The organism is Methanobacteriaceae archaeon, from assembly GCA_029219465.1.
In the GTDB taxonomy this organism is placed as follows: domain Archaea; phylum Methanobacteriota; class Methanobacteria; order Methanobacteriales; family Methanobacteriaceae; genus Methanocatella.
The window spans coordinates 232,974-255,784 of the sequence record JAQXTL010000004.1 but is presented as its reverse complement, the minus strand read 5'-3'; the positions used below and the strand labels follow the sequence as shown (position 1 = coordinate 255,784).

Below are 22,811 nucleotides of genomic sequence, written 5' to 3'. Positions count from 1 at the left end.
TATTATTTTAGCTATTTAATCCCAATAATAAAGATAAATACAAAATTAGATATTTTAAATATCCTTCATTGTCAGATATATTCATTGCTAATTTTAAGTACACAGCAGATTGTTCCAACATATCTAATTTAATAAAACAGTATGAAGCAAAACCATAAACGTCACTTGTAGGGAATTTCATTAAACATTTGTTATAATATGTTATGGCTTCTTCATATTTAAATTGGTCTTGACACAATCTTGCTTTATTAAATAATAATTTATATTGTGTTTTATCAATTTCTAGACCTTTATCGATATATCCTTCAGCAATTTCGTATTCACCTGCTTTCGCGTAATGGATTGATAAATCTAATGAGGGATAAATACTTTTTGGATTCAAAGAATTCGCCTTTAAAAAATAATTAAAAGAATCATTTTGGTTGATTTTTGAATATAAAATTCCCAAAGTGATATAAACTTTTGACTTAAATTCATCACTATATTCATCTCCAACTAATTTTTTGCAGATATCTATTGCTTCATTTAAGTTGTTATCTTTTATAAGTTTTGATTTTTTAAGTAAAACGTATTCTTTGTTGTCCTCTAGATTATCATATAAATAATCAATTTTTACCACGGATTCAGTGTAATGTCCATGATTTTTATATGAAAAACATAAATCAGTCAACAGGTCTACATCATCACTTAATTTAAAAATTTCATCAAATATTTTATTTACTTCAAGTAGGTTGTCATTTCTTAGGTGATATTCAAAAAGTTTGATTAAAGCAGGGATTTGTGATACATATGTTTTACTTGCTTCATCCATTGATTTTAAAAATTTTGAAACATTATCCTCTTTAAAAAATAACCCTACATTATATTTTAGTGATGGGTTGAAAATGTTGTCATCTAGTCTTGATTTAAATTTTTCATAATTTTTATCATCTTTCATTTTTTCATATAAATCAACAATATTAACTAAAGCTTCCGGGAAATTTTCATCATAACTTAATACATATTCATAACAATCCAATACCCATTCAAATAATCCAAAATCCTTATAAACATTGCCTAAATTCACATATGCCTTTAAAAAAGTATTGTTTAATTTTATTGTTTTTTTATAATATTCGATAGATTTATAAAGACAAACTTCTTCATGATAACAACGCCCAATATTAAAATAAATCCTATCTAAAGATAATATTCCAGGGTTTTCCTTTAATCTTAATAAATAGGGTAAAGCTTCTGAAAATTCGCGTAAATGTATTAAATCTAGAGCATAACTAAATAAAATAATTTCATCTTCAGAGTTAGAAATTGCCATATCATAATATTTTTTACAATTTTCAATGTCATTAAAAATTGCAGCCACATGGCCTCGATGAGAATTTCTGATATTTCCAAAATCAATTAATTTTGGTTTTTCAATTTTTTGGGAATATTTTTCATATAATAATTTTATCAAATCATTATTCAACTCATTGAAAGAAGAATATCTCTTTTTTGAATCAGTTTGGGTACATTTTCTAATTATGGGGTATAAATCTGAATTAATAAATGGAAACTCTCCTGTTTCATTGTAAATTTTCATTTCCTCATTATTTGCACCATCCAACGGCAATTTGCCTTCATTAATCATTTGATAAATAACTATTCCAAATGAATAGATGTCATAGGATATATCAAAAGAATCAGTTAAATCATTTGATAAATAATAATTATATTGTTCATTAGTTGTAGGTTCATCAATCAACTGTACTAAACCAAAATCAGTTATTTTAACAATCCCTTCACTTATTAAAATATTATCTGATTTAACATCGCCATGAACATAACCTTTTTGATTTACATATTCCATGGCATTGCAAAACTGAATGCACCACTTTAAAACTTGTTCTTCACTTATATCTTCTGATTCTATATACTCTGTTAATGTCAGATGGTTTTGTTCATTAGGAAGGATTGGTTCCATTAAAAGATAAGGTCGTCTATTATCATCTAAATCTGCGGTAAATGCAGAAACAATATTTGGATGTTCTGATAATTCTATCCAAGGATAAATTTCTCTTTTAAACTCATTTAAATCATTAATAGATATATTTTCATTTTGTAGGGTTTTTCAATGCTAAAGGGATTCCAGTTATTTTATTTTTTACAATATAAACAACGCCAAAACCTGATTTATTTTCACCTCCCCTAACATGAGTTATTTCAAAATTTTTAAATATTTCGTCACCTTCATTAAACTGGTTTGACATAAAAATCACTCCCATTTTTACAGTTTATTTTAAGAAATGTGGAATATTAAAAAGCTTTCTTCAAATCCTAATTCATCTTTAGAATATCTTTTAACGAATATTATTTTTTTAGCATTATTCAACATGTTTAAATTGTAATTTTGTTTGTTTTCCAATTTTGAATACATTTTTTGTATAATTTTACGAAGTTTTTTGCCTTTCATTTTAAACTCATGATTGATTTTTATTTCATTACCGTTACTAACAAACATGCGATAAAACTCAGGATCATAGGTGTATCCTAAATATTGAGAATCAGTATAATCATCATAATGAATATCAACATAAACATTGGTTTTTATTTTGGTATTATTCTCTATTTCAGCTAATAATGTGTTTGCAGAATCTTTCCCTTTTTTGTCAAAATCATTTATCAAAATTTCCTGTTTAAGACTTAAATTAAATGGGAGGGTTATCTTTTTTTCTAAGATATGTCCAAGGATTTTCATATTCTCCAAAATGTTATTATCAAATTTGGTTATTTCTTCACTAATCTTGATTTTCACTGCATCTGAAACCATTAAGTCATCTCTATTTATTTCAATTGAAAAGTTATTTCTAGAAGAAACCAATGTATTAATTTTATTTAAGATTAACATCTGATTATAGTCTAAAAGCAACGAATTTGAAACGAAAATGTCTGTGACAGTAAATTTTGGATTAATACTTCTTGAATTATCCCATAAAATAACATGGAAAGGATAGTCCTCAGATAATTGCTCTGATAGATTTAATTTGATTGAGGATCTGCTTAAATCAAATTTCCCTGCTAAAATGAAAATAGTTGGAGAGTTAATTTCATTGAATTCTTCAACATTCGGAAGCATTATTGTATAATTATTATTAAAAATTTTTGAGTAATGTGAAAACACATTATCATATTGTTCATAATCTGGTGAAAAATCATCATAGTCATTGGTTTTCATCATGAAGTTAAAAACATTTTTTAATATCTCTAAAAGGTTTAATACTTCTTTAATTAGGAGGTTTATTGGAATAATGGCTGTGTAAAATTTAATTTCTTTATTTCCACAATATATTCCAACAAATTCATCATTAAATGATAAAACATCTTTTAGTTTATCAATTTTTACATCCGTAAATCTAACATCAATAACTCCATGTCCATGTTTTATAGAATTATAAATATCATTATAATTTTTATAAAAATGACAAAAATATTCTAAAAGTTCAATTAAAATAGGATTTACCTCGTCTATTGAAAATACTTGTTTAATCAAATCTGTTTCATCATCATACTCATATTTTTGCGCATAATCCTTAAATTTGCCCTCAACAACATATTTGCAAAGTTCTAATATATCAATAATTTTTATTCCTAATAAATCCCGTTCTATATTCTCCATTCGTGTAAGTTTCGCATAAAAATAGTATAAAAATTCTTCAACATACTGCTCCATGTTGCAAAAAATATCAAGCTTTTTATTTATCTTAAAGAATTTTAAATTAACTGTTTCATCTAATTCTAATTTTATATTACTTAAATTATTGATTTTATCTTTTATTAACCAGTATTGTAAATTTGGGTTGCAACTTGATTCAACAACAAAATCTTCAGCCATATTTCTCACCTTAAAAATTAAAGATCTTTAACAGCGTAATTATTTAATTTCTCGTGAATAAATTCCACTAAATCAGATTGATAATTTAATGGCTGTGTTTTATTTTTTAAACATAATTTCAGTACAAAATTATCTAATGGAACATATACATAGTTTAGTTCATCACCCTCTCCTTCATCGTAATTAACTATATATTGAAATTTTTTATATTTTGTTTTGCAGTTAGATATGTTTTGATCAAAACTGGGTAAATTTTTGCAAATGACATAACTGCCCACTTCTTCACCTAATTTATAAATTTTATTATTTTCTAATTTAAATAAATCTAACTCCATAGAATCAATATTTTCATTTTCTACTTTTTCAATCTTCTTTTTATATTCGAACAATCTTTTAAGATCAAATTTATACTCAGCGAATACTGATTTCATATCAACTTTTAAATCTTTTATTCCAATAAATGAATTTATTTGATAATACTCATTCACAACAGATACCAAATACATAAATGGGAATATTATTATTCCCAATATTATGATTAGCGCAATATCACTTGAAATAGCATATAATAACCCCATATCTATATTGAGAAATTCAATCATTCTACAAATATCAAGTGCATAAACGAAAATCAACGATTTCAATAATTTATTTGTAATTCTAAATGTGTATTCATTATCATAGGATAGTTTAAATGATTCAAAAAGACATAAAAAGAAATCAAAGATTATTAAACCAATAATGTCTGAAAATCTAAAAATAGCATAAAATGGAGTATAACTTAAAATATAAAGAACTAATCCAATATATAACATAAACAAAACTGTAATTGATATGAAAAATTTATTGAATAATGATTTTATAAAAGCAATGGTTGAATCACGAGTTATGATGAAACCTAATAGGATAACAATTAAGAAAATTGCAAAAATTATCCATTTATCAGCATTGCTAAACATAATATTGCTAAAAAATTCATAAGCGGTTTCATTCATTATCATCATGATTTTCAACACTTTTTGAGTTTTATTAGTGTTAATATTAGTTATGGCATTAAGTTCTATTGTTTATAACTTCGATAAGTATTGAGTCTTATAATCTCAATATTTTGTTGATTCCAATATTCTTTTTGAAGTTTTAATCTAGTAATATTTAATATTTCCATTTCATCTATTAACTATTATATGATGATTTATACTAAAGAATATATAAATGTGTTAGGATATGTGCTGAGATAATATGTTCTAAATTGAATATAACAAGTATTATTGTATATATCTTAAGATTTCCTTGAATTCGTAGTTTTAGAATCATCTCTACTAATTTCAGCATCAATATATGTAATTTTATTGTCCAAATCAAGTTTATATGCAAAGTTAAGGTAAACCCATTCTTGATAACCATAACCCTTGATGAAATAGGTTTAATATTAACATAATTATTTAAATAAAATCTTTTAGAATAATATTATGGATGAATATGATTTATTAGTAAAAAAAGGAAACATTGGAATTTATAATAGTTGTGAAGTAACTGAATTAGTTATTATGGAACAAAATAAAATTTATAATTTATATACTATTTGTATTTTCCAAGAAAAAAATGTAACTCCTGAAAAACATCAATATGACAGATTCTGTAAGAAGATAAATCTTGATGATTGTTCCATTGCTATTTTTCAATATGAATTAACATTGGTAGAAATTAAAGAGAATTTTGAAAAAATTATCAATGAATATAAATGGATTTCTAATCGTAAAGGAGAGTATTCTATTAAGGATAATGATTTAAGAAGGCTTAATAAACAATTCGTCCCTTCTATTGAGGATAATAGGTTAAATCATGTTTTGAGAAATAACTTTTATTCTGGTTCATATATTTTGGAATTTTTCGATGAAAAAAAGAAATTTGATTTTCTTATAGAAGATGAAGAACATTTTGAAAAAATATCTAAAAAAATTCACAAATGGATTCCTATAAATCTATTTAAAGTAAGAGACCGGTTAGGAAACTTTATTTTTCAATTTCCAGTTAATATATTAAATGTTAAAACAAAAGTTGCATCAGATTCATGGGATTCTCTAAATTTTAATTTAGATTGGCATCCTTTGATTAAGGATAAATCTCCTGAGTGCATTTTAGAAGTTGATTCAACATTGGATAATAATCATATTGGCACCAATTTTGAAGAATATGATGGGAATGACATTCAAGAAGTGAATGCAGGTAATGTTGATTCATTAGTAAATATAAAAATCTGGAGAAAAAATCCAAGATTATTATTATATTCTGATTCAGGTCATTATATAAAATCAATTGGATTGTCAATGTCAATTGGTACTCAAAATAAAAGATATTTTATGAATGATGGTGAAATGGAATTCATTAGTTTAAATTCAAAAGATTTTGAGTCATCAGTTAAAAATCTAGAGTATTATCAGTATATTGAAAATTCAATGGGCATTAAAGAAAAAGAATTACTTGAAAAAACATTATCGTTTAAACAGTACACTCCAGAACATGGAAAACTTGAAGGATTATCTGATTTAAGAAGATTAATTCGAGAAAATGGTAAGAATGGAGTATATTTATGGGATCCTTTTTTAAGTTTTGATGAAATAATTAATACATTATTTTATTGTCCTTTTATGGGTGTTGAATTAAAAGCTTTAGGTTCCGTGAAAAGAGATGTTAGAAGAATTTATTTCAATGAGTATATTCAAGATAATTTTAAAAACCTTTCAAACGAAATCAATTCGGTTCAAGATGTTTGTTTAAGTGAAAATGAGTTTTCAAATTTTATAAATGGTTTAAAAGAAAATATTGATAATATTAATGAATATTTTCAGCGTGACGAGGATGCCGAATGGATTCTTGAACAAAAAAATCGTTTTGCAAATTTAAATAGTAATTTTGAAGGTATAAATTTGCAATTTAGGGTTCAAATAGGTAAAGGGGCACATGACCGTTTTTTAATATTCCCCGGAAATTCAAAAAGACATGAAACACCAAAAGTCTATTCACTTGGGACATCAGTAAATTCATTCGGACGAAATTATCATATTCTACAAAAAGTTTCACATCCACAAGCAGTTATTCGAGAGTTTAATAAAATTTGGGAAGAATCAAAAAAACCGGAGAATTTAATATGGAAATATCCAGAATAATAAGTAATTTGGAAGATTTCAATCAGATTTCATCAGATAATAATTTAGATTTGATAATTGAAGATTTGTCTAAATTTTCTTTTGAAGATTTTATTTACATTGAGTATGTTGGAAATAGTCAAAGTTTAGATGTACGTGAGTTATTGAGAAAATTAATTAATAAAATAGATGTTGTTTTTAAGAAAAATTCAATCGAGAAAAAAGTAGCTATTATTAAATCATTAGTTCAAATATTTCAAAAAGGACTTAATGAGATTAATTTAAGTTATTTTTTCATATTTTTGTATGCAAATAGCCGAATAGATTTGCCTATTGGGGATTTAGTTAATAAATATGATTTAAATGATGAATTCAATGAAATTCTTATTAAAATATTTGAAATTTTGAACAATATTAAAATTCATGTTGCTGATGAAGCATTATCCATGTATTTTGATAAATTAAATGACATTAATGAGGAAGAAACTTTAATTACTTATTTAAGGCAAATAGATTTTGAAAAATATAATCCATTAATAAAAAATAATAAATTTATATTGCCGAATCATTTTTATCAAATGATTTATGTATTGCAAAAATATAATTTGGAATTATTTGAACAGTTATTAACTTTAGATAATGTATTTTCTTTGCTTCTAATTATAAAATGCATGTCTTTTAATCAAATAAATTCCTTTTTCATAAATCATGATGAAATTAAGGAAAAAACATTGCTTTGTTTTTTAATGAAATTTTTAAGAGCATCTGGGGATATTGAGGATTATCATGATCTTGTTGTAGAAATGTGCATCCAGTTATATCAATTGAATAAAACTCTCTTCAATGGATTAATGAATATTTTTATGTATAATGAATTTTTCAATGAAGTAATGGGAGCAATGTTTTGCAAACTATCTAAAGAAGATCTTAACATTTTAATTGAGTCAATTCCATTGAATGACAATGTTAAGTTGATTGAGGTTAGGACAAAAATGTTAAAGGAATGCAGTGAATGTGAGAATTCTGAATATGTTTTTGAATTAATTCATATTAAATGGAATAATCACCTTTTAAATTCGTTTAATGAGAAAAATAAGGGTTTGAATATTCTTTGCACTGATTTCTGTAATTTTATCATTGATTATTATTTCCATAAATATGATGATGATAAGTTATTGGATTCCATGAAAAAGTTATTCGTTAAGCTTAAAAACTTGGATAATGAATGGTCATATAATATTTTACATCATAGGAATAAATTTTTTGTATATTACTCTAAATTATTTATTTTCAGTGTCATTTATGAATTTAATAAGTTGAATGATGATGAAATTAAAGTGCACTATAATGAATTTTATGAGGAATATGTTTTGTTTAAAAAATTTTTAGATAATAAAAAAGAAAACTTTTTAGATAGATTTGAAGAGAATTTGTTGGGTAAATTATAGGTTTTAAACAGTTTTAAATTTAAATATTAATAAAACATAATAATTAAACATGCAATCAGATTTAAAAATTGCAATAATTCCAGACACAAATGTTTTTACCTATAGCAAGAAAAGAATTAATGATTTATCAAAATTACCCTTGGATGAATATTATAAGATTCTAAAAACGTTAGAATTAAATGATTTAACTTATGAAGTAAGTATTTTCTTCCCAGAAATTGTATTATTAGAATTGTTACATCATTTAGAATTAAAATTAAATAAAAAATGTAGAGATTTAGAAAACTTTAAACGGGAGTTTAAGAATTTTGAAGAAATTACTATTATAAATAATGATTTAGATATTAAGAAGGTCTGTGAAAACTTAAAAAATTATTATTTTGAAGAATTAAATATTATTCCAATTCCTAGTGAGGGTAATCTTCTTTTTAATAAAGTCTTAGACATGTCTATTAATAAAAAACCACCATTTATTGAAGGCAGTTCAGATAAAGGTTTTAAAGATGCAATTTTATTTTTATCTTTATTAAAATTTGCTGAAGATAATAAATATGATAAATACGCGCTATTTTCAAATGATAATGGGTTTTCAAACAATATAAAAGAATTACAAGATGAATTTAAAAATTACATTACAAGTTTCCGTAAACATGATATTTATAATGATTTAGTGATTATAAAAAATAAAAATATTAATTCATATATTAACACAGAATTTAAACTTTTCACAGACTTAAAAGAGTATATTGCCAATAATTTTTTCAAAATATTGGAAAAGAAGTATGAAGATGCTTGTGTAATCAGTATAGATTTCAATAGTTATGAAATTGATTCGTTTGAGATACTTGAAGATGATACGGATATTCATCAATATGATAATAATGAATTTGAAGTCGAATTTTTCTTAGATATTTGGTTTTATTGTCCTAAAGAATATTCTCATAGGTTCAGTAGCATATTTGATGATTATAGTACTAAAACTGTTAATCAAAGTGAAAGTTACATATTTCGAAAAGAAAATGATGAATGGTTTTATGATTTAAATTCTCGAGTTTATGATATTGATTTTGATTAATAAAATTAATACCTTGAAAACTTAATTTATCTATAATTAATATTCTCGAAATATAACAGTCAATTAAATAAATTTTTTATTAATTTGACGAAATTATTTAATCTCTGTAATAATATATTCATGGATATTGGATAAATTTTTTAATAACTTTTAACATAAATTAATAACAGTTATATTTACTTTACAGATTATTAATTTAATTATAGGTATTTAAATGTTGTTTTCTAAGATAGTCAATGAAAAATATGAGCATATGGAGAAAGATAATCATTTAATTATTTTGGGTGATTCTTTAGAAATAATGAAAAATATGGAAAGTAGCTCTGTTGATTTAATTTTTGCAGATGAACCATATAATATTGGAAAGAATTTTGGTAATAATAAAGATAGTTGGGAATCAACTGAGGACTATGTTGAATGGAATAAACAATGGATTTCTGAAGCTATGCGTATTTTAAAAGATGATGGGACGTTTTATATTATGACGGCTACACAATATATGCCCTATATTGATGTTTTTATGCAAGAAAATTATCATGTTATTTCACGTATTGTTTGGCATTATGATTCATCAGGAGTCCAATCTAAAAAATATTTTGGATCATTATATGAACCTATTTTAATGTGCACTAAAAATAAAAAAGCAAAATATACTTTTAACCATGAAGATATAATGGTTGAAGCAAAAACAGGATCAAAAAGAAAGTTAATAGACTATAGGGCAACACCTCCAAGGCCTTATAATACAAAAAAAGTTCCAGGTAATGTTTGGAATTTTAATAGAGTGCGTTTTAGAATGGATGAATATGAAAATCACCCCACACAAAAACCTGAAAAATTACTTGAAAGGATTATTTTAGCTAGTTCTAATGAGGGAGATATAGTTTTTGATCCATTTGGGGGTAGTTTTACAACCTCTGCAGTTGCTAAAAAATTAAATCGCAAATCAATTTCTATTGATTATAATCCTGAATTTTTTAAAATTGGTATTCGCAGATTAGAGATTGCAAATGAGTATAATGGTGAAAAACTAGTAAAAGAGAAAAAAAGAAAAACTAAAAATAAATCTAAAAAAGATCATATTAATTCACAAACAACACTAGAAATGGGGAATATAAATGGGCAAACAACCTGAAAAATACATTTTAGACATAATTGAAAAATATTTTCCTGGAAAATCATTAGAAATTTATAATAAAAGTAATTTAATTCAATATTTTAATTTAAAATCTAATGCTATTCATGGAAATACTAAAACTAGACGGTCTTATGCAAATTGGTATGCTGTTTATAGTTTATTACATTTTTATAAAGAAAAAGGATTCATCAATAATCCAGAATATAATCAATTCAAAGGATTTAAGTTTACTGAATTATTTAATTTCACCCGAACATTATATGGTGGTGATAAATTACAGAATCATGCTTTAAATAATCGTGTCAATGGAGAATTTAGAAATCATTTTGGTTCTGAACAGGGTAGATTAATATTGATTGATGATAAAAAATATCGTCTTAATCCGAATTATTTATACATTGATGGTGAAGATTTAACTGAAATGTTTATTGAAATTGTTGAAGAATATATAAATCTGTTAATTGAAAAAGATAAAGAGTTGCTCTATTTATTAGAAGATTTAAAAAAATTACAAAATCCTCAATTAAAGAAAAATTCACTATTAAATTTAATTAATGAAGATACAGAAGCAAGAATTTTTGAAATTTTTTCATATTCTATTCTATCTAATTATTATAAACGAACTAAAATATTCATTGGAAATTCTGAGGATGATTTAAAAGAAGAATATTTACAACTTTATAAAACAGGACGAACTAATGCTAACGATGGTGGAATTGATTTTGTTATGAAACCGGGGGGCAGGTTTTTTCAGGTTACTGAAGTTGGAGATTATGATAAATATTTTTTAGATATTGATAAAGTTTTGAGGTATCCCATTACATTTGTAGTTAAAACAGATACAAGTAAAAATATAATTCTAAAAGATTTAGTTGATTATGCTGTTACTAAAAGTGAGGGTAATGAAATAATTAAAAAAAGATACATTGATGCAATTGAAGAGGTAATAACTATTAATGAATTAAAAAAATATTTAAATCTACTAAATGATGAAGAAATTAATCAAATTATTTCGGATATTGAATTATATTATAAATTAGAATTTAATATTCCTTAATTATTGATATAAAGTGTTTCACTCTTCAAAGTAATATCCAAAGTAAATGAAGATGATTAATAAGACTCAACCATTTTATAATTGCTCTTATTAAATAAGATCTTCATGAAAAATCTCTCATGTTATTTGTATTCAGTAGATGAATTAGACAAATTTTAATTTGATTTCTAATAGCTACTTTTTAAAAATTCCATTATTAACATCTTTGAAAATAATCTTAAGTGTAATAATCAAGTTTTTTTAGGTAGTTGTTGAATGGATTTTAGATATGGAATAAATATGGCTGGGTTCTCGAAAATATGGGCATTTAAAATAGTAAATGCAATGTTCAAATTAATCGGTTCATATTATTAGATATCATAAAAAATACTATGTTTAAATTAAATAAGGGATGAAATGCCTTTTAAATTAATCATTCTTTATGTTGATTATTTTCAGTCTTATGATTTCATAATATGGGGTGATGTTAATTTTATAAAAACTATAAAAACTATTGAGAAATTTTGGGATGGTTTTTTTAAATAGCTTTCAGAATCCTTTAAATCAAAAAAGAATAGTTATTATCACTTTTTAGATTATGATTTTTTAAAAAACCATATTTTCCCAGAGTATGCGGGAGGTATTGTTAAAGTTACCTCGCCCTTATCCCTGAAACTTCAGTTTTTTTTACAAAAACCACATCACCAAAACCGATGTAAAATCCTTCAATTAACCTAAAAACAATTATAAACGATTTTTTAAAAAAACTTTTACAAAAGTTTTTTAAAGTTTACATAGTTTTTATGTTTTTTTTACCAAAGTCAAATCTATCAAAATTAAACCAGGGTATCATTACATTTCTTCAATCATCTCCATTATGCCTCGGACTGTTTTCTTCAAATCATCTATCTCGTTAATTTCATTCCTCATTTTATTCATTTCTGTTTTTAAGGATTGGTTTTCTTTTTCCATTTGCATAAACTCTGGGGATTTGATTGATATCTTTTCAATCTCTTTACTTATTGTAACAGCAGGCAGATGTTGAATATAATCATACTTCAAATCTTCAGGATTGATTAGAAAATATGTCTGATCTGTTTTGTTTTTAGCCTTGCCCTGTAGGTCATTAACCTTATCCAAACTCATGCCGTCATTGTACAATGCTGAAGCATGGAATTTCCTAAGCATATGGCTTCTGAAACGATTGTATTTTCCTACTTTTCCAAGACCCAAATAATCATTGATTTTTTGAAAGTTATTGATTAAGTATTGCGGATGTGTCTTAAACAATATACTTTCATTGGTTAATGGGTCTGTACGTGTTAAAAGATAACCGTTAATAGCTTTTACCGCTTCAGGACTGCAATATGTTGTATAGTATTTATTTGTTTTAAGTCTTCTAATGTTAAAAGTAGGAACGATATTGTCGTCTTCATTGGTAATGTCAATTATTTCATATATGTCCCTGCTTCTTCTAGGCACATATTCAGACAGTGCATCGATGTAGTCATGGATTGTCAAATTCAAAGTTTCAGCTCTTCCGCAACCGCTGGAGCAGATAAACAATATGACTGCTTTCATAAATGGGGATGCAATGCTTACGGCTTCCCTTATGATTTCCTTATCAGGTAAATCCTTAAAATAAATAGGCTGTGCTTTTTGCATTGACTTTTCATTTATCATGGGCAATTTCAGTATTTCAATATCATAGAATCTGTAAAATTTATTTATTGCAATCATGTGTTTTTTGACGGTGTTTAAAGCATATTTCTGCAGAAGGTGGTGTCTGTATTCTGTTAGCTTTGCTTTTACACGGCGGCGTTTCCATTTAAGATTGTTGTTTTCATCTTCTTCTGCTTCAGCTAATAGTTCATGTAAGTCTTGATTAAAATAAGAAGCATATTGGCTCAATGCTAGTCTATATATTCTTTGTGTTTCTTCCGAGTGGTTACAACTTATGGCAAGGGGTTTCAACAGTTCGTTATTATTTATAGTTAACACCTTTATAGTTTTTCTATAAAAAATGTTAACAGAGAGCATTTGAGAAGTATTTTTCATCTAAGTAAAACATCTTTTACCAAGGATTTACATATTCCCAAACTTCTTCAAAGCTAGTTTTAACACCTAATTTGGAATATTCACGAACAAGGGTGTTAATATCTCTTTCAAGAAGTTCTTTTGAAATAGGGTTATCTAAAACAACTGATTGTGAAACATCAATAATAACCGGTTCTTCATCTTTATTTAAGATATTGTAATTGGATAAATCTCCATGAACAAGTTTTGCTTCATTTACAAAGAGTTTTAGATTTACAAGTAATTTATTGAAAAATTCATCTGGATTTTGTGGTGGCTGATTTTTAACAGGCTGTGCAGGATTTCCATTTTCATCGCCAATAAATTCAATTAACAATACATTATTTGCACTTGTAATTGGTTTGGGAACATTAACCCCTGCAGTTTCTAATCTTGTTAAGTTTTTAAATTCTTTTGTAACCCATGAATAGATGATTTTCCTTTTATTTTTGGTTTTAAGGTTGAATCTAGGATCTCCTTTAAGGTAGTAATCCATTTTTTTAAAATCAGAAGTAGCAATTCTGTAAACTTTAACTGCTACGAATTTCTCATCATCAGTGATGCCTGTAAGCACATTAGCTTCTTTACCAGTACTTATAGCACCATTTAAAATGTCAATGTATCCCTGATTAGCTAATTTATATAATGTTTCTAAAGTAATCTTGTCAAAAATTTCATTTCCCACTTTTCTATCAGAACTATCTTTATTTCTTTTTCGGGAATGAATTTTTTCATGTTTTGCATCTGCTTTAGCTATTTTAGGATCCATTAAAATCAAAAAAATAAGTAGTAATGACTACATTTTTAAGTAGCCTTTTCTTTCAAGCCAGTTTGACTCGGTTTTTGTGTATCTCCAGATTACATCTGCTTTTTCATCAGCTTGGAAATCCCAAGGTTTTACAAGGATTACGTCTCCTTCACGAATCCAAATACGTTTTTTCATTTTTCCAGGAATTCTGGTCATTCTCATATTTCCATCAGCACAGCGAACTTTTAACTTTCCATGTCCCATAATTTGTTCGACTACTCCTGGAATTTCACCTTTCTTGGGTGTTCTAACTCTCCTGTATTCTTGTTGTTGATTTTGATTAGGTTTAGACAAATAAACTCCTCCAAATTTTATTAAATATATTCTTATAAATAAGATTAAATTATTTATATATTTATTAATATATTATATATTAATTTATTGTTTGTTATATAAGTGGTGATTATGGGAACTGAATTTTTAAAAATTAAAGAATGCGATGAAGCTATTGACATTATTCAAAAGTTATGTCAGGAAAAATTAACCCAACAAAGTGAAGAAGTTCTTGTTGGTGAATCATATGGTAGAATCTTATTTGAAGATGTTTATTCCAGAATGGATTTTCCTCCATTTAACAAAGCTCTAAAAGATGGATTTGCAATTCTTGCTGAAGACAGTTTTGGAGCATCTGAAGAAAATCCTAAAACATTAGAAGTCATTGATTTTTTAGAAGCTGGTGCTACAACTGATAAAAAAGTTGAAAAAGGAAAATGTATTGAGATTAGTACCGGTGCTGCAATGCCTGAAGGATCTGAATCAGTTGTAATGGTTGAATATGCTGAGAAATTTGATGGTGAAGTTAATTTATTAACATCTGCTACTCCAACTCAGGATGTTGCAAGAAAAGGTTCTGATATTGAAGAAGGTAAATTAATCCTTAAAAAAGGAGACTTTTTAAACCCGGGTAAAATAGGAGTATTGCTCTCACAAGGTTTTGAAACTATTGAAGTGTATAAAAAACCTACTTTAGGAGTAATATCTTCTGGAAATGAAATTACTCTTCAAGGAGAAGAATTGTCCTACGGTAAAATTTATGACGTAAACGGTGGAATGATTAAAAACGCAGCTATTTCCTGTGGTGCTGATGCTCATTTCTTAGGTGTTATGAGAGATGACTATGATGAAGTCAAACAAAAAATCACCCAGTCTCTTGAAGATGTAGATATTTTAATCTGTTCTGGTGGAACTTCTGCAGGTCTTGGAGATGTTTTAAACAGTGTTTTAGAAGAATTAGGTGAAGTTCACATTCATGGTATTTCAGTCCAACCTGGTAAACCAACTATTGTTGGTGTAATCAATGATAAATTAGTTATTGGCCTTCCAGGAAACCCTGTTTCAGCTTTAATGATATTCAATGCATTTATTGCGGAACCTTTAACTAAATTGGCAGGTATTAATAAAAACTTCGAACTTGAAACTGTTAAGGGTAAAATGACTAGAAGAATTCATTCTCCTGTTGGAAGAATGCAATATCAGCTTGTTAAAGTTGATGGTGAAGAAGTACATCCAATATTTAAGGATTCCGGAGCAATATTTTCACTTTCCTCTGCAGATGGGTATGTGAAAGTTCCAAAATCTGTTGAACTTTTAGACGAAGGCGAAGAAGTAGAAGTTTATTTATTTAATTAAATGTTATAGAATAATAAGGTGTAAAAATGGAAAGTGAAGTTAAACTAATTCCAGAACAAAAATTAGCTGTTATTAATTGTAAAACCCCAATTTCTGATTTGGGAATTTTCCTTTCAATGTTAATGGGTTGGGTTGATGCTGAAGGTATTGAAACTGATGGTGATCCATTTATCGTTTATTTCTCACCAAGACATGAAGTTAATGATGGTGATGCAGTATTTGATGTAAGTATTCCTATTAAAAAGGATGCTAATGAAACTGACAGAGTTCGTGTTGTTGACATGATTGAAAACAAAGTTTTATCTGGTATTCATTATGGCCCTGCTGATGATATTATGTCCACTTATGAAAAATTAGTAGAAATTGCTCAGGAAAACCATTACGACATTATCGGCTCACCTAAAGAAGTTTTAATTAAAAACGTTCACAATTGTGAGAATGAAAAAGATTACGTAACAGAAATCCAATTACCTATTATTGAAATGTAGGTGTTTTTAATGTCTAAAAAAGAAGAATTTGATGTTGATGAAGAACTTAAAAAGATTTCACGCAAAACTAATGTTGCAGCTATTAAATCTCAACGTTCTTTTGAAAATCAAATAAAAAAATTAGATGTTGAAATAGATAATGTGATAAATAATAAGTTAAGACAATTTGATGTTGATTTAAAGTTAAGATCAGATTACTTATCTATTGATTATTCTGACCCTACTGTTAAAAAAATTAGAGAAAAATTAAAAAGAATTTAATTTTTCATACTTTTTTTTATTTTTGACCAACTACTCTTAAATCGTGTACTAACAATTTAGGAATAATAAATTGGCCATACTGTTTTATTTCGGATTTCAATCCTTCTACTTTTTTCATAATTTCAAAGATATTTCCTGAAATCATAGCTTTATTGATAGGATCTGTTAATTCTCCATTTTCAATTTTAAATGCATTACTTGCTTCAACAGAAAAGTCTCCTGAAATTGGATTTGCAGTATGTGCTCCTAAAACGCTTGTTGTTAAAACACCTTTGTCAATTTCAGATAAGTCTTTCATTTCATCAAATTTAAACTCAACATTTGTAGGAGAAATCATTGGAGTGGTTAAATAAGATCCTCTAAGACCGTTTGAAGTTGTTTTAACACCTTGCTTGTTTGCAGTATAGATATCATAAATAAATGAATTTAATACTCCATCTTTTACAAGTTCGGTTTTTTCACTTACACTACCTTCTCCATCACATTTTGAAGTGCACATTCCGTTTTCTAAAAGTGGATTGTCAACTATTGTCAAGTTAGGGTTTGCAATTTCCATTCCCATTTTGTCTTTTAAAATAGATCTTCCTCTCATTACATTTTCACCATTAAATGCACTGATGAATGTTTGAAGGAGTCCTGTTGTAGCATAGTAATCTAATACTACATCATAATCGTTTGTATCAATTGGTTTTGTATCAAGAGAACTTTTTGCAAGATTACATACTTCAATAGCTAATTTTTCACCATCTAAATCAAAAAATCTGGAAGATTGTGAATTGTATGCTGTTGCAATTTGTCCGTCTTTTTGTATAGTTACTGAAAGTCCAATACCAAATCCAGTACCTTCATCTTCAATTGAAACTCCGTTTGAGTTAATAATAAGTGATCTGCCTTCACTTGCTGAAAATCCAGAACCTGTTATGTCACATCCTTGATTAATGGTTGTGTCAATTGTATTTTTTAAAAATTCTATGGATTCGTCAAGACTTAAGTCGTTGAATTTTTTATCATATACTTTTTTAATTTCAGGAACTTTTTCAACTTCTGCAAAAGCATAATTTTCATCAACTTTGTTTAATTTTGTGTTTTCAATTGATTGCATTGCTGCTTCTTCAATCTTGTTCATATCGGAAGTGAAAGCAAAACCAACTTTATTGTCTTTAATTACCCTAATTCCAACTCCACAATCAATTTCCTCTTTCGCAAAATTCAATTCCTCTTTTCTAGAGTCAAGTTCAATAGATTTGGATTCTTCAATGTATATCTCGTAAGCGTCACAACTGTTTTTTACTGCTTTTTGTGCTTTATCAGCTATTTCATATATCATTTTATCACTTATAATGCAAATTTCTCAATAGCTTCTGCTACACCATCACCAAACATATTTTCACAGGTGTAAGTACTAATCTCTTTTAATTTATCTTCAGCATTTGCTACAGCTATTTTATATCCTGCTTGTTTTAGGAAGTCTTCATCGTTTTGACTGTCTCCAATAGCCATAACATTTTCCATATTTATTCCATTTCTTTCACATAAATATTTTAATGAAGTTCCTTTGTTTACACGTTTGTCTGTAATGTGGAGTGCAAAACCGCTGTCATAAATCTCAAGCTGGTCTAAATACTTGAAATCTTTAAGTGCATCTTCCAATTGTTTCCTGTCAATTGTTTTGTAGAATACTGTTTCTGTTAAACGGTACATATTATCATGAGATGCGTGTTTGTCAAATTCACTTCCTAATTTATCTTTTAAGTGTTCTTCAGCAGAAGTTACAAAATCTCTTTCAACTAATGTTTCAACAGCGTTGTCGTTTTCACCTTCTTTAAATACGACTCCTCCGTTTTCTGCTACAAGACCACCACTACAACCGATTAATACTTCAGTAGCATAAGCATAATTAACAACATTTCCAGTTACAATTATTGTAGGTATTCCTTTTGCTTCTGCTTTTCTTAAAGCTTCAATAGCTGAAATGCAGATTTGTCTTTTTTCATCTGTTATTGTTCCATCAATATCTACTGCAATTGCTTCAATTGTCATATTATCCTCTTGAATATCTGTGTGCAATGTTACAAGTTCCTTCTTTACTTACCATACAAGCACCGATTGGGTGTAATGGAGTACATGCTTTTCTGAATAACTTACAGTCTTCAGGTCTTGCAAGTCCTCTTAAGATAGGTCCGCAGATACATCCTTTAGGAGCTTCGTTAACATCTTTTACTTCAATATCGTATTTTTCACGAGCATTAAATTCACTAAATTCATCTTTAATTTCTAAGATTGAATTTGGTATTTTAGGAAATCCTCTCCATTCTCTGGAAGTAACTTCAAATACTTCGTTCATTTTTTCTTGTGCAATTACATTTCCTTCTTCTCTAACCGCTCTTGTGTATTCATTTTCTATTTTTGGTGTTTCATTATGAATTTGTCTTAAAATCATATACACAGACATTAAAATGTCTAATGGATTAAATCCTGCAACAGCTTGAGGAATTCCGAATTGGCTTGAGAAATATTCGAATGGTTGTGTTCCAATGATTGTACAAACGTGTCCTGGTTGGATTAATGCATTTAAAGTTGTTTCTCCGGAATTAATTAAAAAATCAATAGCGGGTGGGATTAATCTGTGACAGGATAAAACTGAGAAATTTTCAGGAGGTGTTGCTAATAATTCTGCTGCTGTAGTTGGTGCAGTTGTTTCAAAACCTGCAGATATAAATGCAACATCATTATCTTCTTTTTGAGCTATTTCAATTGCTCTGTTGATTCCATATACTACTCTTACATCTCCTCCTTCAGCTTTAGCATCTGCAAGAGATCTCTCAGAACCTGGAACTCTTAACATATCTCCAAAGGTGGTAATTGTAACTCCTCTGTCAATTAATTCTAATGCTTCGTCAATTTCACGAGATGGTACAACACAAACTGGACATCCTGGTCCTGCAATAATTTCCACTTCTTCTGGAAGTAGACTTCTAATTCCATTTTCCATTATTGTATGTTCGTGAGAACCACAAACATGCATTATCTTCACGGGTGTTGATAATTCGTTTATTTTTTTTAATAACTTCTCTGACATAGCTTTCATATTCATAATAACACCAAAGATTTAATAATATATAATTAGTATATTTATAATTGTATTAATTAAATTTATGGATATAAGGATTAACATGTTCAATAATAATAAGATTTTAGTAGTTATTCCGGCAAAGGGGAATTCAAATGGTATTCCTCGTAAATATGTTAGGTTATTAGATAATAAACCTCTAATTTCTTATACAATTCAAACTGCTAAATCATCACAATATGTTGATGATGTTGTTGTAACTACTGATGATAGTGAAATTGCTTTTATTTCTGAAAAATTTGGAGCAAGTGTTATTAAGTATTCTGAAGAATCATCTGAAGGGAAAGTTAATTTAGAATCTGTTATTTTCAATTCTATTGTACAAAAAGAAAAATCAACATTTGATGAGTATGATATAGTAATTACAATGTTGCCAACATCTCCTTTGGTTAAAATAAGCACTTTAAACTCAGCTATTGAGAAATTTGATGATTTTGGGCTTGAAAGTGTAATTTCTGTTGTTGAAGATAAACAACTATTCTGGGGATATGATGAAGATAACAAAAGATATTTCCCAAATTACATTGAAAGGGTAAATACTCATGAATTGCCAAGTAACTTCAAAGAAACAGGAGCAATTGTTGCAACACGTAGAGGATTTATCAATGATGATTCTTACATTGGGGATAATATTGACATAATCAATCTCTCCCGTGAAGAAGCTATTGTTGTTGATGATTATATGGACTGGGCAGTTGTTGATGCAATTATTCAAAGGAAAAAAGTTGCAATTGTAATTAGTGATGATGATGGTGGAACCAGAAGAGTAGGTAGTTGCTTATCATTTGCATCAAAACTTGTTTCTCATGATATTTTATTTGTTTTAGATAAACAGTATGAATATGGACATAAACTGATTGAAAAATTCGGTTTTAACTGTAAATGTTATAATAATCAGAATGACATTTTTAACATTTTAGATGAATTTAATCCTCAGATAGTTCTTAATGATGTATCAGATACTTCTGTTGAATATATGGATGAATTAAAAAATAGAGGATTTTTCACTGTTAATTTTGATGATTTAGGTGAAGGTTCCAAACTTGCACATGTTGTTTTTGATTCATTATATGAACATGATTTAAGTGACTCTAATGTTTATAATGGTCAGAAGTTCCACGTTCTTGAAGATGAGTTTTATTTCCAGCCTCGTAAGGTAATTACTCAGGATGTAAGTAATATTTTAATTCTTATTGAAGGTAGTGATCCTAAAAATTTATCTGAAATGTTTTTAGAGGCTATTTTGTCAACCACTTACGAAAAGAAAATAAATGTTATTGTTGGTAGAGGTTATGAAAATATTGAACAGTTAGTATCCAGATTTGAAGCAAACCCTCTAGTTCAAATTTATCAGAATGTTTCTAATGTAAGTGATTTTGTATTTAAGGCAGATATCTTAATTGCTTCTGCTAGTAAAATTATGTATGATGCCTGTTCATTAGGTATTCCTACAATCTGTGTTTATCAAAATGATATAGAACGTACTCATGTATTTGCTAATAGTGCAAATGGTATTATAAATCTTGGTGATGCTGATTCACTTGCAAAAGAGGATTTCATAAATGAGTTTTTAGAACTTGTTAACAACCATGAACTTAGAATGAATATGCATGATAAAATGAGGGCTATTGATTTGTATCATGGTTATGAAAATATTTCTTCTGTTGTTCGTGAACAGTATAGAAAATTTATAATGAAGTGATTTTATGAAAACATTTCGCAGACGTCCGTTTCTAGTTGGTGAGATTAGTTTTAATTATTATGATTTGGCTAATAGAGAAAATTTGCAATATTTTGATGTTGCAAAACTACTGATTGACAAATGTAAGATGTCTGGCGTAAATGGAGTTAATTTTCATGTTGGTGATTCTGAATTCTTGCATTGTGGTCATGATAATGAGTTAATTGAGGATCAATTAACCTTAGATGAATATAAACAATTGGCCCGCTATGCTAAACAGTTGGATTTAGTTTTCATAATAACTCCTGCAAATGAGAATATTGTTGATGAATTGGATGAATTTGTGGATGTTTATAAAATAGCTTCTGGTGATTTGACAAATATTCCATTTATTGATTATATTTCAAAAAAACAAAAGCCAATATTGCTTGGAACTGGTGCATCCAATATAAAAGAAATCAAAGCAGCTATTGATTGTATTGAAGATAATTCTAATTTTAACACTGTAATTATGCATGCTGTTTTATCTTATCCTACAAAACTCAGGGATGCAAATCTTTTAATGATTAAGGACTTATCAGAGTCATTTGAAGGCTATGAAGTAGGTTACAGTGATTACACTATCTCCGATAATTATATGTTCACATTAACAACTGCATACAACTATGGTGCTGTTGTTTTGGAAAAATACTTTACTTTGGATAAATCATTAGAAAATCATAAATTTTCAATTGATGAAGAAGATGTTAGAATTTTTAATTTGAATATGGATGTATTATCTAAAATTAATGGTTTTAAAAATAAACAACCGTTAATTTGCGAGTCATATTCTAGAAACTGTGTTAGAAAGTCTATTTGTGCTAAAAAAGATATTAAGATGGGCGAATTAATTAATGAATCTGATATTATAATTAAAAGACCTGGAAGTGGAATTTCACCGTCTGAGATAGATAATGTGATTGGTAAAAAAGCGAATAAAACTATTTCTAAAGGTTCATTAATTGATTATGATATGTTATCATAAAAA

The 22,811-nt window shown here is 27.3% G+C and carries 20 protein-coding genes; 10 read left to right on the top strand and 10 right to left on the bottom strand.

Translation table 11 applies throughout. The features are described from left to right. Window positions 1-7 precede the first annotated feature (7 nt). The 4 genes from PUD86_02940 to PUD86_02925 are packed head-to-tail and all read right to left on the bottom strand — an operon-like array spanning window position 8 to window position 4,863. Complete coding sequence (locus PUD86_02940; GenBank protein MDD6776234.1) at window positions 8-2,080, bottom strand: protein kinase; 2,073 nt, start codon at window positions 2,078-2,080, stop codon at window positions 8-10. 10 nt (window positions 2,081-2,090) lie between these two features. Further along, window positions 2,091-2,246, bottom strand: a complete 156-nt coding sequence (locus tag PUD86_02935) for a hypothetical protein (GenBank protein MDD6776233.1) — start codon at window positions 2,244-2,246, stop codon at window positions 2,091-2,093. Window positions 2,247-2,275: 29 nt separating this feature from the next. Then, the gene (locus PUD86_02930) at window positions 2,276-3,868 is read right to left on the bottom strand and encodes a hypothetical protein (protein ID MDD6776232.1); all 1,593 of its coding nucleotides are present in this window, start codon (window positions 3,866-3,868) and stop codon (window positions 2,276-2,278) included. Window positions 3,869-3,885: 17 nt separating this feature from the next. After that, window positions 3,886-4,863 (bottom strand): hypothetical protein, encoded by a 978-nt coding sequence (locus PUD86_02925; GenBank protein MDD6776231.1) that lies wholly within the window; start codon window positions 4,861-4,863, stop codon window positions 3,886-3,888. 474 nt (window positions 4,864-5,337) lie between these two features. Between PUD86_02925 and PUD86_02920 the strand changes: the two genes are divergently transcribed. The 5 genes from PUD86_02920 to PUD86_02900 all read left to right on the top strand — a co-directional run bounded on the left by PUD86_02920 (window position 5,338) and on the right by PUD86_02900 (window position 11,732). Next, window positions 5,338-7,035 (top strand): VPA1262 family N-terminal domain-containing protein, encoded by a 1,698-nt coding sequence (locus PUD86_02920; GenBank protein ID MDD6776230.1) that lies wholly within the window; start codon window positions 5,338-5,340, stop codon window positions 7,033-7,035. Beyond that, window positions 7,017-8,462 carry a hypothetical protein gene (locus PUD86_02915; GenBank protein ID MDD6776229.1) on the top strand — a complete coding sequence of 482 codons (1,446 nt, stop codon included), beginning with the start codon at window positions 7,017-7,019 and terminating at the stop codon, window positions 8,460-8,462. Before PUD86_02920 ends, PUD86_02915 begins: the two co-directional genes overlap by 19 nt. Before the next feature lie 49 nt (window positions 8,463-8,511). Continuing rightward, a complete protein-coding gene (locus PUD86_02910) occupies window positions 8,512-9,537 on the top strand; it encodes a PIN domain-containing protein (protein ID MDD6776228.1) in 1,026 nt (341 codons plus the stop codon). A gap of 253 nt (window positions 9,538-9,790) precedes the next feature. Continuing rightward, on the top strand, window positions 9,791-10,672 hold the full coding sequence (gene yhdJ / locus PUD86_02905; GenBank protein MDD6776227.1) for an adenine-specific DNA-methyltransferase: 882 nt from the start codon (window positions 9,791-9,793) through the stop codon (window positions 10,670-10,672). Beyond that, entirely contained in the window at window positions 10,656-11,732 is a 1,077-nt protein-coding gene (locus tag PUD86_02900; GenBank protein MDD6776226.1) for a hypothetical protein, read from the top strand. The genes yhdJ and PUD86_02900 overlap by 17 nt, the downstream gene beginning before the upstream one ends. Window positions 11,733-12,563: 831 nt before the next feature. Here the strand turns inward: PUD86_02900 and PUD86_02895 are convergent. From PUD86_02895 to eif1A, 3 genes are all read right to left on the bottom strand, one after another. Continuing rightward, window positions 12,564-13,622, bottom strand: coding sequence for a tyrosine-type recombinase/integrase (locus tag PUD86_02895; protein ID MDD6776225.1), 1,059 nt, complete (start codon window positions 13,620-13,622; stop codon window positions 12,564-12,566). 163 nt (window positions 13,623-13,785) lie between these two features. Continuing rightward, the gene (locus PUD86_02890; protein MDD6776224.1) at window positions 13,786-14,556 is read right to left on the bottom strand and encodes a serine protein kinase RIO; all 771 of its coding nucleotides are present in this window, start codon (window positions 14,554-14,556) and stop codon (window positions 13,786-13,788) included. 27 nt (window positions 14,557-14,583) lie between these two features. Continuing rightward, window positions 14,584-14,889: a translation initiation factor eIF-1A gene (eif1A, locus tag PUD86_02885; protein ID MDD6776223.1), complete on the bottom strand. Its 306-nt coding sequence runs from the start codon at window positions 14,887-14,889 to the stop codon at window positions 14,584-14,586. A 111-nt stretch (window positions 14,890-15,000) separates the two neighbouring features. Here eif1A and PUD86_02880 point away from each other — a divergent pair, with 111 nt between their 5' ends. The 3 genes from PUD86_02880 to PUD86_02870 are packed head-to-tail and all read left to right on the top strand — an operon-like array spanning window position 15,001 to window position 16,973. Next, a complete protein-coding gene (locus PUD86_02880) occupies window positions 15,001-16,224 on the top strand; it encodes a molybdopterin-binding protein (GenBank protein ID MDD6776222.1) in 1,224 nt (407 codons plus the stop codon). Between the two features lie 26 nt (window positions 16,225-16,250). Continuing rightward, a complete protein-coding gene (locus PUD86_02875) occupies window positions 16,251-16,712 on the top strand; it encodes a GyrI-like domain-containing protein (protein MDD6776221.1) in 462 nt (153 codons plus the stop codon). Window positions 16,713-16,721: 9 nt separating this feature from the next. Continuing rightward, a complete protein-coding gene (locus PUD86_02870; GenBank protein ID MDD6776220.1) occupies window positions 16,722-16,973 on the top strand; it encodes a hypothetical protein in 252 nt (83 codons plus the stop codon). 16 nt (window positions 16,974-16,989) lie between these two features. Here the strand turns inward: PUD86_02870 and PUD86_02865 are convergent, their stop codons facing one another. Genes PUD86_02865 through hypD form a run of 3 tightly spaced genes read right to left on the bottom strand, consistent with a single transcriptional unit; the run spans window position 16,990 to window position 20,061 of the window. Next, entirely contained in the window at window positions 16,990-18,300 is a 1,311-nt protein-coding gene (locus PUD86_02865; GenBank protein MDD6776219.1) for a TldD/PmbA family protein, read from the bottom strand. Window positions 18,301-18,308: 8 nt separating this feature from the next. Beyond that, window positions 18,309-19,013 (bottom strand): phosphoglycolate phosphatase, encoded by a 705-nt coding sequence (locus tag PUD86_02860; protein ID MDD6776218.1) that lies wholly within the window; start codon window positions 19,011-19,013, stop codon window positions 18,309-18,311. 1 nt (window position 19,014) lies between these two features. Further along, window positions 19,015-20,061 (bottom strand): hydrogenase formation protein HypD, encoded by a 1,047-nt coding sequence (gene hypD, locus PUD86_02855; protein MDD6776217.1) that lies wholly within the window; start codon window positions 20,059-20,061, stop codon window positions 19,015-19,017. A gap of 85 nt (window positions 20,062-20,146) precedes the next feature. On the opposite strand from hypD, the gene PUD86_02850 reads away from it, so the two are divergent. After that, window positions 20,147-21,805 (top strand): UDP-2,4-diacetamido-2,4,6-trideoxy-beta-L-altropyranose hydrolase, encoded by a 1,659-nt coding sequence (locus PUD86_02850; protein MDD6776216.1) that lies wholly within the window; start codon window positions 20,147-20,149, stop codon window positions 21,803-21,805. Between the two features lie 4 nt (window positions 21,806-21,809). Beyond that, window positions 21,810-22,808 (top strand): N-acetylneuraminate synthase family protein, encoded by a 999-nt coding sequence (locus PUD86_02845; GenBank protein MDD6776215.1) that lies wholly within the window; start codon window positions 21,810-21,812, stop codon window positions 22,806-22,808. The last annotated feature ends 3 nt before the right edge of the window (window positions 22,809-22,811 follow it).

Coding starts and splice junctions, on each gene's coding strand:
- PUD86_02935 (MDD6776233.1), bottom strand. CDS start 2,246: ATGTCAAACCAGTTTAATGAAGGTGACGAAATATTTAAAAATTTTGAA.
- PUD86_02930 (MDD6776232.1), bottom strand. CDS start 3,868: ATGGCTGAAGATTTTGTTGTTGAATCAAGTTGCAACCCAAATTTACAA.
- PUD86_02925 (MDD6776231.1), bottom strand. CDS start 4,863: ATGAATGAAACCGCTTATGAATTTTTTAGCAATATTATGTTTAGCAAT.
- PUD86_02920 (MDD6776230.1), top strand. CDS start 5,338: ATGGATGAATATGATTTATTAGTAAAAAAAGGAAACATTGGAATTTAT.
- PUD86_02915 (MDD6776229.1), top strand. CDS start 7,017: ATGGAAATATCCAGAATAATAAGTAATTTGGAAGATTTCAATCAGATT.
- PUD86_02910 (MDD6776228.1), top strand. CDS start 8,512: ATGCAATCAGATTTAAAAATTGCAATAATTCCAGACACAAATGTTTTT.
- yhdJ (MDD6776227.1), top strand. CDS start 9,791: ATGGAGAAAGATAATCATTTAATTATTTTGGGTGATTCTTTAGAAATA.
- PUD86_02900 (MDD6776226.1), top strand. CDS start 10,656: ATGGGCAAACAACCTGAAAAATACATTTTAGACATAATTGAAAAATAT.
- PUD86_02890 (MDD6776224.1), bottom strand. CDS start 14,556: ATGGATCCTAAAATAGCTAAAGCAGATGCAAAACATGAAAAAATTCAT.
- PUD86_02880 (MDD6776222.1), top strand. CDS start 15,001: ATGGGAACTGAATTTTTAAAAATTAAAGAATGCGATGAAGCTATTGAC.
- PUD86_02875 (MDD6776221.1), top strand. CDS start 16,251: ATGGAAAGTGAAGTTAAACTAATTCCAGAACAAAAATTAGCTGTTATT.
- PUD86_02870 (MDD6776220.1), top strand. CDS start 16,722: ATGTCTAAAAAAGAAGAATTTGATGTTGATGAAGAACTTAAAAAGATT.
- PUD86_02865 (MDD6776219.1), bottom strand. CDS start 18,300: ATGATATATGAAATAGCTGATAAAGCACAAAAAGCAGTAAAAAACAGT.
- PUD86_02860 (MDD6776218.1), bottom strand. CDS start 19,013: ATGACAATTGAAGCAATTGCAGTAGATATTGATGGAACAATAACAGAT.
- hypD (MDD6776217.1), bottom strand. CDS start 20,061: ATGAAAGCTATGTCAGAGAAGTTATTAAAAAAAATAAACGAATTATCA.
- PUD86_02850 (MDD6776216.1), top strand. CDS start 20,147: ATGTTCAATAATAATAAGATTTTAGTAGTTATTCCGGCAAAGGGGAAT.
- PUD86_02845 (MDD6776215.1), top strand. CDS start 21,810: ATGAAAACATTTCGCAGACGTCCGTTTCTAGTTGGTGAGATTAGTTTT.